General features: G+C 71.1%; 7 protein-coding genes. 2 read left to right on the forward strand and 5 right to left on the reverse strand.

All coding sequences use genetic code 11. The annotated features are described in order from the left end of the window. Positions 1 to 9 precede the first annotated feature (9 nt). Both BS329_RS35740 and BS329_RS35745 read right to left on the reverse strand, forming a co-directional pair. Positions 10 to 4,032, reverse strand: a complete 4,023-nt coding sequence (locus BS329_RS35740) for a beta-ketoacyl synthase N-terminal-like domain-containing protein (protein WP_076167243.1) — start codon at positions 4,030 to 4,032, stop codon at positions 10 to 12. Then, complete coding sequence (locus BS329_RS35745; protein WP_076167244.1) at positions 4,026 to 10,340, reverse strand: type I polyketide synthase; 6,315 nt, start codon at positions 10,338 to 10,340, stop codon at positions 4,026 to 4,028. The genes BS329_RS35740 and BS329_RS35745 overlap by 7 nt, the downstream gene beginning before the upstream one ends. Positions 10,341 to 10,642: 302 nt before the next feature. Here BS329_RS35745 and BS329_RS35750 point away from each other — a divergent pair, with 302 nt between their 5' ends. Beyond that, positions 10,643 to 11,443 carry an SDR family oxidoreductase gene (locus BS329_RS35750; RefSeq protein ID WP_076167246.1) on the forward strand — a complete coding sequence of 267 codons (801 nt, stop codon included), beginning with the start codon at positions 10,643 to 10,645 and terminating at the stop codon, positions 11,441 to 11,443. 2 nt (positions 11,444 to 11,445) lie between these two features. Beyond that, positions 11,446 to 12,411 (forward strand): aldo/keto reductase, encoded by a 966-nt coding sequence (locus BS329_RS35755; protein WP_076167247.1) that lies wholly within the window; start codon positions 11,446 to 11,448, stop codon positions 12,409 to 12,411. A 217-nt stretch (positions 12,412 to 12,628) separates the two neighbouring features. Here BS329_RS35755 and BS329_RS35760 read toward each other — a convergent pair whose 3' ends face one another. The 3 genes from BS329_RS35760 to BS329_RS35770 are packed head-to-tail and all read right to left on the reverse strand — an operon-like array spanning position 12,629 to position 14,907. Continuing rightward, entirely contained in the window at positions 12,629 to 13,144 is a 516-nt protein-coding gene (locus tag BS329_RS35760; RefSeq protein ID WP_244197423.1) for a TetR/AcrR family transcriptional regulator, read from the reverse strand. Positions 13,145 to 13,197: 53 nt separating this feature from the next. Next, a complete protein-coding gene (locus tag BS329_RS35765; protein ID WP_076167249.1) occupies positions 13,198 to 14,403 on the reverse strand; it encodes an MFS transporter in 1,206 nt (401 codons plus the stop codon). 51 nt (positions 14,404 to 14,454) lie between these two features. Then, positions 14,455 to 14,907 carry an aromatic-ring hydroxylase C-terminal domain-containing protein gene (locus tag BS329_RS35770; RefSeq protein ID WP_244197424.1) on the reverse strand — a complete coding sequence of 151 codons (453 nt, stop codon included), beginning with the start codon at positions 14,905 to 14,907 and terminating at the stop codon, positions 14,455 to 14,457. Positions 14,908 to 14,991 lie beyond the last annotated feature (84 nt).

Below are 14,991 nucleotides of genomic sequence, written 5' to 3' on the forward strand. Positions count from 1 at the left end.
CTCCTTTTCCTACCCGCGGTTCCAGGCCACCACGTGCCCCGGTATCCCGGCGAACTCCACCCCGGTGCCGACCTCCTCGGTCAGCCCCGCCAAATCGCCCTCGGCCCGGACCGCGATCCGAGGCGGCGTCGCGCCCTGTTCCCGGACGAGGGACACAGCCACCTCTCCGGTGGACGCGACGGCCACCGCCAGCGGCGGCAGTTCCCGGCCGTGGACCCCGGTCACCGTCGTACCGTCGGCGCTGACCCGGATCTCCGCCGGGTAAACGCCATCCAGCCCGAGTCGCGCGCGCACGGCGTCCTTGATCGCGATCCGTTCCAGCAGCCAGCCGCGTTGCCGCCGGGGCGCGCAGGCGGCGAATTCGGCGCGTTCCGCCGAACCGAGGTGGACGCCGGCGTAGATGTCACGCGCGGCCGGGCTCGGCCACCGGTCGGTCACCAGCGTCCAACCACCGGGATGGTCCTCGGAAAGCCGGTGCCGGTCGGGAAAGGCATAGACCCGGTGAGCGGGGCGGTCGCACGGGAACCTGATGTCCCGCCACTGCTCGATCCGGGCCAGCACGGCGCCGTCCCGCACCAGTTCGGCGTCCATCTCCAGCACGTCCGGACGCGGCAGCCGGACCCTGACCACACAGTGGAGCGCCGTGCCCGGCGCCGGTTCCGGGCCGTACCAGGTGATCCGGCCCATCGACGTCGGGAACGCCAGCAGCGCGTCCGCCTTGGTGGCCATCAGCCAGCAGCCCAGCAGTTGTCCGACGTTGTCCAGCAGCGCACCGGGCGCGGTCGGCACGACGAGGTCGCCGCGGATGTGCCGTTCGCCGAGCCCGGTGAGCCTGGCGAGCCCCTGGTACGCGGGGCCGTGGAACATCTCGCGGCGCGAGTAGATCTCGGCGGCGCTCAGCGGGGGCGCGGTTTCCGGTCCCGGCAGCGGGGACGGCCGGGGTGCCGTGGGATACCGCGGCGCCAGCTGGACGTCCATACTGGCGTGTGGTCCGATTTGGACACTGATCCGGTCACCCTCACGGGTCATCGAAAGCGGCACGCGTCGCGCCGGGGCGGCGATCAGCCACCGGGAGAACGCCGCGTTGCTCACGCCGGTCGCGATCATTCCCGGCCGGGCCCGTTCCGCCGCCCGGCAGGCAAGGTCGACCAGCGTCGTCGCGGGAACGGTGGGACGGAAGTCCGCATCGTCGGGCCAGTCCTGGCGCTGGCGGAAGAACCGGTGATCCACCAGATACGGCATCGCGGTGAGCGAGACGTCCACAGTGGACTTGTCGGTGCGCCGGGCGGCCGCGTTGGCGACGCTCGCGGCGGCCTGCCTGGTCTCGGCGAGCAGCGCGGTGAACTCCGCGACGATCGCGTCCGGCACGCCGTCGACCAGCTCGGGAACCGTGCCGTCGAACATGCCCTTGGCGTCGCCGTCGACAGCGAGCAGCGTGCCGGTCGTGTCGATCCGGGTCCGGCGTGGCTCCAGCGCGTCGAACGCGGGCGAACCACCCTCCACCCAGACCGCGGTGGCCACCCGGCGCAACTGGGCGAGGCCTGGCCTCGTACCGGACGACGCCGCGATGACCAGATGCGGCCGGTCCCCCAGGGTGTCGGCCACGAACGAACCGACCTGACCGGCGCCAGCCTGCACGAAAACACGGGCGCCGTCGGCGTGGAGCGCGTCGACGAGTTCCCGGAACCGGACCTTGCGCACCAGGTGGGCAAGGTACAGCTCACGGACCTCCACCGGATCCGCCGGATACGGCCGGGCCGTGGTCGCCGACCAGACCGGGATCCGCGGCGCCTTCAGGTCCAGTTCCGCCGCGAGCCGGGTGAACGGGCCGAGGCGGGAGCGCATCAGCGGGGTGTGGAACCCGGACCGGAACGGCAGTGTCCGCGCGACGACACCGTGCTGGACGCACAGGCGGGCGAGCCGGGCCGCGGCCGCCGGGTCACCGCAGACGATCGTCTGGCGGGGCGCGTTCTCGTGGGAGATCATCAGCTCCGGCTCGGCTGCGAGCAGCGCGGACGCCCGTTCCGCCGAACATCCGAGTACCAGGAACTCGGCGTCGGGCAGGGTGAATCCCCGCGGCCAGTAGCGGCTCAACATGTCCTCTGTGGACTGTCCTGGGTACATCCCGGCCGCCTGCATCGCGGTCCATTCGCCGACGCTGTGCCCGGCGAGCAGATCCGGGGTGATGGCGAGCCGCCGTAGCGCGGTGTCGAGCAGTAATCCGACCTGGGACACACTCGACGCGCGGGACAGGACACTCGTCGTCGACCACTCTGGCCGCTCCAGCCCGAAGTGCCGGGCGACGTCGGCACAGCGCGGTTCCGCGTCCGCCTCCAGCCCCGGGTAGACGAACGCGGTCTTCGCGCCTTCCTGCTCCAGCAAAGGCGCCGTACTGCACCAGATGTCGTTGGGCCCGTGCCAGGACTTGCCTTCCGCGGCGACCTTGGCGAGTACCCTCCGCGCGACTTCGAGCCGTTTCCCGGTCGGTCCGACGATCCCGATCCGGCACGGGCCTCGTCCGCCGGATTCCGGGTCCGGGCGGTCGAGCAGGACGCGCAATCCGTCCGGAGTGGACGCCGCGAGCAGCAGAACCTGCTCGGGCTCCTCGGACACCTTGGCCCGGCGCGGCCGCGTGGGTGCCGGGTCGGCCTCCTCCAGCACCACGTGCGCGTTGACACCGCCGAAACCGAAGGCGTTGACCGCCGCCCGGCGTGGCACGTCACCGGCGAACCAGCGCTCGGCAGTGGCCAAGGTCCGGAACCGGGTCTTGTCCAGGAGCGGGTTCGGATCGGCGCAGTTCAGGGTCGGCGGCAGGACGGCGTGATGCAACGCGAGCGCGGCCTTGACCAGTCCGGCGGCACCGGCGGTGGGCATGGTGTGCCCGATCATCGCCTTGACCGCGCCGATCGCGGCCCGGGGTCCCTCCGGCGGGCCGAACACCTCGGCGAGCGTCGCGAGTTCGGCCGCGTCCCCGGTCGGCGTGGCGGTCCCGTGCGCTTCCAGCAGGCCGAGTGCGCCAGGCACGGTGGGGTCGAGGCCGGCCGACGCCCACGCGCGGCGCAGCGCCAGGGTCTGGCCCGCCACGGCCGGGCTGAGCAGGCTCGCGCCCTTGCCGTCACTGGACGTCCCGGACCCGCGCAGTACCGCGTAGACCCGGTCGCCGTCGCGGCGCGCGTCGTAAAACCGCTTCAGCACGACGATCGCGGTGCCCTCGCCGATCAGCAGGCCGTCCGCTTCCCGCGAGAACGGGCTGATCCGCTGGCTCGGCGACAGGGCGCCGAGCTGGGTGAACATCGACCAGAGGGTGTCGTCGTGGCAGTGGTGCACCCCGCCGGCCAGTACGACGTCGCAGCGGCGCCGGGTGAGTTCGCCGATCGCCTGGTCCACGGCGAGCAACGAGGACGCGCAGGCGGCGTCCACCGTGTACGCGGGGCCGCCGAGGTCCAAGCGGTTGGCCACCCGTGACGCGGCGAGGTTCGGCACCAGCCCGATCGCGGTGTCGGGGCGGAACTCGCCGAGCGGTTCCAGCAGCGCGTCCCGCAGCTTGTCGAGCAGCTCCGGCCGGGCCGACGGGAGCAGTTCCCGGACGGCGCCGGTGATCTGCCGGACCGACCGGACGCGCTGATCGAACCGCTGGAGCCCGGGCGACAGATAGCCGCCCCTGCCGAGGATCACGCCCACACGTTCGAGATCGCCCAGCCGTCGCAGGCCACCCGCGTCGTCGACCGCGGCCGCGGCGACGGCCAGCGCCACCAGCTGGTCGGGCTCCATCCCGGCGACGGAACTGGGAGCGATGCCGAGCCCCGTCGCGTCGAAGTCCAGGCTGTCGGCGACGAACCCGCCGCGCCGCCCGTAAGTGCGGTCGGGTGTTCGGCCGTCACCGTCGTGGAAACTCGGATCCCAGCGGTGCGGCGGGATCTCGGTGATCGCGTCGGTACCGGAAACGATGTTGTGCCAATATTCGTCCACAGTGGACGAGCCGGGGAGGAACACGCCCATCCCGACGATCGCGACCGGCTCTTGGTTCACCACAGCGATGCCGTGTACAGCACTGAGCGGACGTCGGCCGGGCCGTAGGCGAGTTCACGCAAGAGGGCGGCGGTGCCTTCGTCCGGGTCGATCAGGGCGACCTCCCGGCGTTCGTATTCACGCGCCAGTTCCGGTGACACCATCCCGGCGTGATCGCCCGAAGGCGCCCATGGTCCCCAATGGACGGTCAGTGCCCGGCAGCCGGTGCGGTCCGCCCACTGTTCGCCGAGGGTCTCCAGCGCGTCGTTCGCCGCCGCGTAGTCGGTCTGACCACGGTTGCCCAGGACGGCGGCGATGCTGCCGAAGAAGGTCACGAACCCGGGCCGGACGCCGAAATGTTCCAAGGCGTCGAGTAGAGCCCGCGCACCGTCCACTTTGGTCCCGTAGACCGTGCGGAACGAGTGCTCGTCCTTGTCCGCCATCAGCTTGTCGTCGATCACCCCGGCCGCGTGGACGACACCGTCGATCCGGCCGTAGCGGGTGTGCAGGTCCTTGACCACCTGCCGGACGGCGGTGCCGTCACGCACGTCGAGCGACCGGTAGGCCGCCGTACCACCGGCCACGGTGATCTGGTCGAGTGTCCTGGCGATCTCCCGCTGGGCCAGCACGGTACGCACCCGGTGTTCGATGTCCACCAGCGAACCGCCGCGCGCGGCCAAGGCCGACCGCATCCCCGGCGCGTCACCGGGAAGGTCCTCGTCTCCGGGTTCGGCGGGCCACGGGGTGCGCCCGGCCAGTTCGATCCGGCAGCCGCTCGCCGCCAGCGCGACGGCCGCCCGCGCGGTGATCCCGCGGGCGCCGCCGATCAGCAGCAGCACCGAGTCCGTCCCGAGCCCGAGTGCGGTGGTCTCGCCGCCACCGGGACCCGCGCCCGCGTAAGCGATCGAGCCGAGAGAACCCGCGGACGGCTCGTAAGCGGCGCGACCCGCGGTGTCGTACCGCACGGCGGCAGGCCCTTCGGCGATCACCTCCTCCAGTGCTATCCGCGCGAGGTCCACTGTGGACTCGAGTTCGACCAGTCTGGTCGGCTCGTTCCGTTCCCGCGCCGCGGCACGGACGAGGCCGCGCAGCCCGGCGGTGTGGCCGGACCCCGGCCTCGCGACCACGACCACGGCGCCCTTGGCGCCCTTGAGCAGGGAGAAGACCTGCGCCGCGACCGGTTCTTCGGCGTCCGACAACGGATCCAGCACGAGCAGGATGTCCGCGTCGTCCAGCGCTCCCGGCACGGCGCCCGCCTCGGCGAACACCGCGTGGACCGACTCGGCCAACTCCTCCTGACCCGGTTCGAAACTCACCGCGATCGTCTTACCGCCCACCTTGGTGAGGTCGGGCGTCCCGAGCGGCGCGGCTACCCGGCTGAGCAAGTACCGTCCGGGCGCGCGGCCTGCCGGAGCCTCGACGGGACCCGGTGTCACGGCGACCGGAGCCGCCGGTTCGAGCCATTTCCGCAGCCGTGCGGCGAGCGCGCTCGCTGTCCGGTCGCGGCTGAGCTGGTCTTGGGCGTCGTCGTGCACCCGTCCGGCGAGACCGAGCTTCGCCAGCAGCGAGCCCGCGATTTCGGTGCGCTTGATCGAGTCGATGGAAAGATCCGCTTCCAGGTCGAGATCGTCGTCGATCATCTCGGCCGGATAGCCGGTGCGTTCGCTGATCGCGCCGATGACGGTGGCCAGGACGTCGGTGACGGCGGCTTCGGTGACGGGCTCCGTCTCGACGGGTTCCGGAGCGGCGGCGGGCACGATCACGGTCGGGGCTTCGACCGGCGGAAGCAGCACCGGCGGAACCGGAGCGGCGGCGGGGGGCGCGGTGCCGAGGTACCCCAGCATCACGTCCCGTTGCGCCGCCAGCAGTTCGCGGCTGGTGCGGAGGAATTCGACGACGGCCTGGTCACGACCGGGCGCGGGCTGCTTCATGGTCGTCCTCGGGATTCGTCGGGCGGGCACGAGCCCATGGGCGGGGACCTCGCCGCCGGGCGCGCGGACGGTCTGGCCGTCCACGGTCCAAGCCGGCGTGGCAAGCGGGCCGACGCGGACGCGGCCACGGAAGAGCCGTTCGGTGCGCACATCGACGCCCGTGAGCGCCAGGCGTGCGAGCGCGGTGAGGAATCCCCGCAGGCCGGGGCCGCCGGGATCGCAGGCGATGACGGTATGCGGCCGGTCGCCGAGGATGTCCTTGGCCAGCCGGGAAAGCACCTGCCCGGGGCCTGCCTCGACGAACGTGCGCGCGCCCGCCGCGTACATGTCCTCGATGAGATCCACGAAACGCACCGGCGCTCCGATCTGATCGGCCAGTTCGGCGCGCACCTTCCCGGGCTCGTACGGCCGGGCGGTGCGGTTCGACCACACCGGCGAGCCCGGCTCGCCGATCTCGGCGTTGTCGAGGTCGACGGCGAACACGTCGCTCGCCCCGGCCACCAGCGGACTGTGGAAAGCGCAGGCGACGGGAATCCGCTTGGCACCGATGCCCTGTCCCCGCAGCGCGCGGACGGCGTCCTCGACGGCCGCCGTCGGTCCGGAAAGGACGGTTTGCGCGGGTGCGTTGTGGTTGGCCAGTACGACGTCGGACCGGTCGAGTGCGGCGGCCAGTTCCGCACGGGAAGCCCTCACCGCGGCCATCGTTCCCGGGTCGCCGCCCGCGACCTCGGCGATCGAGCGGGCCCTGGCCCGGCTGAGCGCCACCAGGGTCGGGGTGTCGAAGGCACCGGCGACCGACAGCGCGGCCAGTTCGCCGTAGCTGTGCCCCGCCAGCAGATCCGGCCGGACGCCGAGGTCGGCGAGCAACCGGCACACGGCCGACTCGACAAGGCCGAGCGCGGGCTGCGCGACCCGGGTGTCCTTGAGGGCTTCGTCCTGCGCCGCGCGGGTCTCTTCGGTGAAGGCGCGCGGCGGGAACGTGGTTGCGGCGACATCGGGGGCGAGCCGCAGGACCTCGGCGAGTTCCGGGAAGTGCACGAACAGGTCCGCCAGCATGCCGGTCCGCTGGCTGCCCTGTCCGGGGAACAGGAACGCGACCGCACCGGCTTCGACGTTCTCCGAGGTGAGCCCGCCCCCGTTCTCGACGGCCTCGCGCAGTTCCGCGAGATCACTCGCGACGACCGCGAGCCGCACCGGCTCAGGCCCGCCGCGCCCGGCGGCGAGGGCGGCGATTTCCCGCAGCGGACGACTTTTGTTCTCCGACAGTAGATCGCGCAGCGCGGCCCGCGCACTGTCCACATCGGAACCGCGGAGCAGGACGAGTTCGGCGTCCCAGTCGCGAGGCCCGTGCCGCCGGGCGGGCGGGACTCCCGGGGCCGCGAGCACCGCGTGGAAATTGGTCCCACCGAACCCGAACGCGCTGACACCCGCGAACGCACGTCCACGGGGAAGTGGCGACGGCCGGGCACCGGTGGAGAAGGTGAAAGGACTGCCCTGGGCGTCCCAGGCGGGGTTCGGCCTGCTCAGATGCAGCGTGGGCGGCACGACCTCGTGCCACAGCGCCAGCGCCGCCTTCATCAGGCCCGCCAGTCCCGCGGCGCATTTCGTGTGCCCGATCTGGCTCTTCACCGAACCCAGCGCGCAGGTGCCCGGTTCGGCGCCCGCGTCGAGGAAGAACTCGGTGAGCGTGGTGAGTTCGGTGGCGTCACCGACGACCGTGCCGGTGCCGTGCGCCTCCACCAGCGAGACGTCCGCCGGGGAGACCCGCGCGTCGCGGTAGGCCCGTTCGAGCGCTCGCCGTTGCCCTTCGGGCCGGGGCGCGGTGAGGCCGAGCGCCTTGCCGTCGCTCGCGGCGCCGACCCCCTTGACCACGGCGTAGATCCGGTCACCGGCACGTTCGGCGTCGGACCGCCGCTTGAGCACGAGGCACGCGACGCCCTCGCCGAGCGCGATCCCGTCCGCCGTCGCGTCGAACGGGCGGCACCGGCCGGTCGGCGACAACGCGCCCGCGGAGGTGAACATGAGGTAGTCGTTGACGCCGTTGTGCAGGTCGACCGCACCGCACAAAACCATCGCGCTCGTGCCCGCCCGCAGTTCCTTCACCGCGAGGTCCAGCGCCGCCAGTGAGGAACCGCACGCGGCGTCCACGGTGTAGTTGGTGCCGCCGAGGTCGAGCCGGTTGGCGATCCGGCCCGAGATGACGTTGGCGAGCGTGCCGGGGAACGAGTCCTCGGTCAGCTCCGGCAACTGCGCGAGCAGTTCTTCCGGGACGTCTTCGAGATAACCGGGCAGCAAAGCGCGCAGGACTCCGGCGTTCGCCAGGTCTCCCCCGGCTTCGGCGCCGAAGATGACGCTGGTGCGCTCACGGTCGAAACCGCCGTCGCCGTAACCCGCGTCTTCAAGGGCACGCCGGGCCGTCTGCAACGACACGAGCTGCGCCGGGTCGATGCTGCCCATCGACTTCGGCGGGATGCCGTACGCGAGCGGGTCGAAGTCCACCGGCGGCAGGAACCCGCCCCACTTGGACGTCGACTGCTCGGCGTAGATCTTCGTGTCCCAGCGCTGCTCGGGCACCTCGGTGACGGCGTCCGCACCGCGCAGGACGTTGGACCAGAAGGCCGGGAGGTCGGGGGCGCCGGGGAAGACACAAGCCATGCCGACAATGGCGACGTCACCGTCCACAACGGATTCTTCTCGCGGCGCACGCGCGGCGAGCAGTTCCGCCGCGCCCTCGGTGACCTCGCGGTGCAACGTGGCGATATCGGTGCGCCGCTCCCGCAGAACCGTCACCTGGCCTGCCATGTACATCCCCTCGGCGAGCTGACCGTCGGCGTCGACGTCGACGAGGGCGGCTCCTTCGCGCCGGATCCCCTTGCTCGCGATCCGCAGCCGCCCGGTGTTCAGCTCCTCCAGTCGCTGCCAGCTCTCCTGCGGCGGGACGCCGTCCGCGCGGAGCCCGGCCTTCAGCGCGGCGAACTCGTCGGTGTACGGGCTGGGCAGGCAGCGGGTGAGATGGCCGGGCGCGGTCTCCAGGGTGACCGTGGCCCCGGCGTCGAGCACCCGGTCCTGGAAGACCTCGGTGATGGCGCCGTGGGTCACGGCCTCCTCGGTGAACAGGTACGCGGTGCCCATCAGGACACCGATCCCGGTGAGCGGCTCCGCCATGGCGGCGACCATCGCGGCGGACCGGGCGTCGTGGATCCCGCCCGCGAACAGCACTTCGACGTCCTTGGCGGCGTGTTCGCGCAGGACGTCCAGCTGTTGCTCCCACAGCACGAAACTCGACCGCGGGCCGACGTGCCCGCCGCATTCGGCGCCCTCGAAGACGAACCGGCGGATCCCGGCGTCGAGGAACTGCCGCAGGAGGATGGGCGACGGGACATGCAGGAAGGTCGCGATCCCGTCTGCTTCGAGTGCCTTGGCCTGCGCGGGTTTCCCGCCCGCGATCAGCACGCACCGCGGGCGGGCGGCGCGGACCGCCGCGAGTTGTTCGGTGCGCAAGGCCTCCGGGACGAAGCCGAGGATGCCCGCGCCCCACGGCCGTTCGCCGAGCGCTTCGGCGGTGCGGCCGAGCAGTTCGGCGGTTTTGGCGCCGTTCGCGGTGGCCACCGCGACGAACGGGAACCCGTCGTGCGCGGCGACGGCGGCGGCGAAACCGGGTTGGTCGCTCACGCGCGTCATCGGTCCCTGCACCACCGGCAGGCCGGTCCCCAACGTCCGGCACAGCCGGGCGCCTTGGTCCGAGGGGTTCACCGACGGCGGCGTGGCGAGTGACCGGACGACCGACCGGACAGCGCTTTCCGCGTCCTCGAAGCGCTTCGCGAACAACGTCGCGAGTCCGTCGTCGGCCCTGGCGAGTTCGTTCCGCGCCGCCGCGGGCACGTCAGCCTCCGGAAACAGGCCGAGTCCGTCGAGCACCACGCCCGTCGCGCCGCCGGCGATCGCGGCCACCGCCGTCCGCGGTCCGATGCCGCCGTACGCCCACACCGGCACGTCCTCGCCGAATCGCTCCAGCAACCGCTGCACCAGGACGAACGTGGTGAGATCCGAGCCGCCTGCTTCGGAGCCCTTCGCGACCAGACCGGAGGCGCCGGTGCCGAGCATCCGGACGGCCTGCTCGACACCGGTCACCTCGGCCAGCACGGGGAGATCGTCCTTGCCCTGCCAAACTGCCCCTTCGGCCAGCAGGACGAGCCCCGCACCGCTCTCCCGCACCTCTTCGTACCGCACGTGACGGCCCGCCGCGATCCGGACCCCGAACGGGAACCCTCCGTCCACTGTGGATCCGACGTCCAGGATTCCGAGGCCGCCTCCCCTGGCGACGGCGGCCGCCAGCCCGGGATCCGGACGTCCGAGCGGGTTGACGCCGAGTACCCGCGTGCGCGCCGTCGCAAGACTCACCGGCGGACCTCCTGTTCGGCTGGGGCTGGTCGAACCTCGCCGGGTTCGGCGATCTTCAGCGGGATTCCCAAGAAATAACCTACTTGCCGCAGAGAGCGCAATACTCTCGCGTGAAAACTCGGAAAACAAGGGAACTCGTGCTAAAGTCCGGCGCCGGAAACAAATATGTCGACACGCTCAGAACAAGCGTCTGACCTGCACTTTTATCACTCGCATCCCAGATTTCGGCATCGCATTGCTCACCGGCGTGACAAAACAGAAGAATTGTCATCGTAAGCAGAATCAATAACCATGGAGCGCATGTGGAAGTGACAGGACGAGTCGTCGTGCTGACCGGCGCGGCACACGGTATCGGCGCCGCCATGGCCCGGCGATTCGCCGCCGAGGGCGCCGCCGGAGTGGTGGTCTCCGACCTCGATCTCGACGCGGCCGAAAAGGTCGTCGCCGGGATCACGGCCTCAGGCGGTGCCGCGATCGCCCGCCACGCCGACGCATCGTCCAAAGAGGACTTGAAGATGCTGGTGACCGAGGCGCGAGCGGAGTTCGGGCCGGTCGACCTGTTCTGCTCCAACGCCGGCGCCGCGTTCGGGACGGGCGTGCACGCGGCCGACGAGCAATGGTCACGGTCGTGGGCGATCAACGTCATGCAGCATGTGCACGCCGCGCAAGTCGCGCTCCCGGCGATGTTGAGCCGTGGTCAGGGATACCTGCTGATCACGGCCTCGGGAGCGGGCCTGCTCGGCACGCCCGGCGACGCGCCGTACTCGGTGACCAAGCACGCCGCCGTCGGACTCGCCGAATGGCTGGCCATCACCTACCGGCCGCGCGGGGTCCGGGTCAGCGCGCTGTGCCCGCTCGGCGTGCGGACCGCGTTGCTGGAACCGGGGATCGCCGCCGGGCACCCCGCCGCGCTCGCGATCGCCGCCGCGGCACCGCTGCTGGAACCGGAGGACGTCGCGGAGTCCGTCGTGCACGGCCTGGCGTCGGAGGAGTTCCTGATCCTGCCGCACGAATCGGTGCGCGAGACCTACGCGCGCAAGGCGGCGGGTATCGACGAATGGATCGACCGCACCATCCTCGAAACCGGCGCGCGGAAGAGGTGAGCATGGACTACCGCAGGCTCGGCGCGAGCGGGCTGTCCGTCAGCGAGATCTCCTACGGCAACTGGCTCACGCACCCGGACGGCGCGGACTGCGTCCAAGCCGCCCTCGACGCGGGCGTCACGACCTTCCACACCGCCGCGGCCTGGGACGGGGGCGCCGCCGAAGAAAACCTCGCCGCGGCACTGGCGCACGCGCGCCGCGACGATCTCGTGCTGTGCACCGGCGTGTTCTGGCCGGAAGGCCCGGGGGTCAACGACGCGGGCCTCAGCCGGAAGCACCTGGTCACGTCGCTGCACGGCTCGCTGCGGCGCCTGCGCACCGACTACGTCGACGTCTACCAGTTGCTGCGGTTCGACTACCGCACCCCGCTGGAAGAAACGTTCCTCGCGCTGTCGGATCTGGTGCGGCAGGGGAAGATCCTCTACGCCGGCACCGCCGAATGGACGGCGGAACAGCTTCTGGAGGCGCGGCCGATCGCCGAGCGGCACGGTGTCCCGCTCATCGCCAACCAGCCGCATTACTCGATGCTGTGGCGGGTCGCCGAGGCGCAGGTGATGCCGGTGTGCGAACGCGCCGGGATCGGCCAATTCGCGTCGGTCGCCCTCGCGCAGGGCGTGCTGACGGGCAAATACCGGCCAGGCGAGATTCCGCCGGACTCGCGGGCCGCCAAGTCTGTCGAGGCACGGCCACTGCTCCTGCCGGACCTCCTCGAACGCGTCGGCATGCTGCGCGGCGTCGCCGACGAGGCCGGACTGACCATGGCGCAGCTGGCGCTCGCGTGGACGTTGCAGCACAACACCGTCGCCTCGGTGGTGACCGGCGCGAGCAGCGCTGCACAGGTGACTGAGAACGCGAAGGCGTCCGGAGTGGCACTGGACCTCGACGCGCTGACCCGGATCGATCAGCTGCTGGGCAGCTTCGTGCAGACGGACCCACGGCTGACCTGGTCACCACCCGCGACCGGGTGAGGCCAGGTGCCGGGGCCCAGTGGCCGTGTCGCGAAAGCCACTTTCGGGACGTCAGGTGTCCCGAAAGTGGCTTTCGCGACACCCTCGATGACAGCCATCCCGACCCACTCGGTACCGGCGCCCCACGATGTGACCGCTGGGGCCAGCGGTGCTGCCGGGGCACGCTCCGAGTTTGTGAAGGACTCCTTGAAAGACCCAAAGTCCCTCAAGGAGTCCTTCACGGACCGCGTCCGCGGCCTGAGCCCAGTGCGGTCCGCAGGACGGCCTCGAACCGTGCCGCGGTCGGTGGTTCGTCCCGCAGCAAGGCTTGCAGCAGCAACCCGTCCACCAGCCCGACCAGCATCTCGACCCGCACCGGATCGTCGGTGTGCTGCCGCGCGAAGTCCGCCAAGGCCGCCATCCAGCGATCGGTCGGCGCACGGAGCTTCGGCTCCCGCGCGGCCAGCAGGTACAGCTCGTACTCCGCCAGCAGATGCCCGGGTTCCGTCACCACCCAGGCCAACAGGGCGGCGAACTTCGGCAAGGCGTCTTCGCCGGTTTCCGCGGCGAGGACACGCATCCGCTCGGTGTCTTCGTCCATGCACCGGGTCAGCGCGGCGGTCAACAGGTCGTCGATCCCCTTGAAGTGGTACGCGGCCGCCGTCGCGGGGAGGCCCGCCTCGCGGGCGACCGTGCGATGGCTGACCCCGGACAACCCGTCCCGCGCGACGACCCGCAGGGTGGCCTCGATCAACTCCTGCTTCCGTTGCTCGCCTTTGGCAAGGCGGCCGTCGGTGATCGGTTCGTTCAGCGTGCCGCCTCCGCTCTCTCCCGCACCATGGTGCTCAGCAGAGGATACGAGAGCAGGGCGATCAGGATGATCGAACCGCCCGCCACGACCGCGACGGTGAACCCGCCGTCCGGCCCGAAACGGTCGACGGCCTCGCCCGACACGGCGGCGCCGAGCGCGACACCGATGCTGAGGCCGGTGATCGCCCACGTCATCCCCTCGGTCAGTTTCTCGGCCGGGACGACCTTCTCGATCATCCCCATCACGACGATCATCGTGGGAGAGAAGAACAATCCGGCGACGAAGACCACGACGCACAGGCTCGCGATCCCGTCCACGATCAGCAGCGGAACCGCGCTCGCGGCCGTGCCCGCGGTGCCGATCAGGAGCAGGCGAGGCGGCGTCATGGTCGTCTTGAGCGTTCCGAAGGCCAGTCCGGAGATCGCGGAGCCCACCGCGTAGACCGACACGACGAGGCCCGCGGCCGACGGCGACCCGACGTGCTGGGCGAAAGCCACACTGACGACGTCGACCGTGCCGACGATGACACCGCCCGCCACCAGCGTCAGCACCAGCACCCGTACCGCGCCCAGCCGGATCGCCGACCGGCCCGCCGGCCCGCTCGCCGGCAGCACTGACGGTTCCGTCTCGCGCTGTGCGACGAACAGCAGCACGCCGACGACGAGGAACACTACGGCGACCAGCGGACCCGCCTCGGGGAAAACGGTGGTGCACAACGCCACCGACAGCGCGGGCCCGATGACGAAGGTCAGTTCGTCGACCACCGATTCCAGCGCGAACGCCGTGTGCAGCCGGGGCGAGTCGCGGTACAGCTGTGACCAGCGGGCCCGGACCATCGCCGCCATGCTGGGCATGAACCCGGCCAGGATCGCGCACACGTACAGCGCCCAGGCTGGCGCCCCGAACCGGGCACAGAGCAGCAGCGCGCCGAGCGCCATCACGCTGATTCCGGTCACCGGCAGGAGAATCCGGCTCTGCCCCCGCCGGTCCACCAGCCGCGAGACCTGTGGTCCGAGCAGCGCCATGGACAGCGTGAACGCCGCCGAGACCAGCCCGGCGAGGCCGTAGTCGCCGCGTGCCTGCGCCAGCATGGTGATGATCCCGATCCCCATCATGGGAACCGGGATCCGGGCGACCAAGCCCGCCGCGGAGAAGGCGATCGAGCCCTTCGCGGAGAACAACTCACGGTACGGGTTGGCCACGGCACGCTCCCAAATTTGAACACTCGTTACATTTTGAACACTCGTTCCACTTTATACACTCGCCCAGTCGGAGCCCGCAACGAGCCGGAGCGCTTCGGTCAGCCCGGCCGGATCCTCGTCCGAGGCAGCCCACGCGACATACCCGTCCGGACGCATCAGGAAGGACGGCCCGGAGTCCGCCTCGACGGTCCGGACCCGGCCGTTCACGACGTCTCGGACCTCTTCGGAGCAGGCCACCAGGATCGGGCGGCCGTCTTCGGACACCAGCGGCAGCGGGGCGAACCGGCCGACGAGCGGATGGGCGGCGTCCGGTGCGTAGTCGATGTCGGCCCCGTTGCCCATCGCGATGAAATGCCGTTTGGCCGCCGGGATCTCCAGCGTCTCTTTCAGCACTTCGCGGAGCGCGGCGACCTGCGGACCGGGACGCATCAGGGCGACCTGTGCCCGGGTGTTGCGCAGGACGCGCTCGCCGACCGGATGGCGTTCCGTGCCGTAAGTGTCCAATAAGGACTCCGGCGCCACACCCCGCGTGGCCGTGTCGCGAAAGCCACTTTCGGGACATCAGACGTCCCGAAAGTGGCTTTCGCG

Origin of the sequence: Amycolatopsis coloradensis, assembly GCF_001953865.1 — a bacterium.
Taxonomy (GTDB): domain Bacteria; phylum Actinomycetota; class Actinomycetes; order Mycobacteriales; family Pseudonocardiaceae; genus Amycolatopsis; species Amycolatopsis coloradensis.

Coding starts and splice junctions, on each gene's coding strand:
- BS329_RS35755 (WP_076167247.1), top strand. CDS start 11,446: ATGGACTACCGCAGGCTCGGCGCGAGCGGGCTGTCCGTCAGCGAGATC.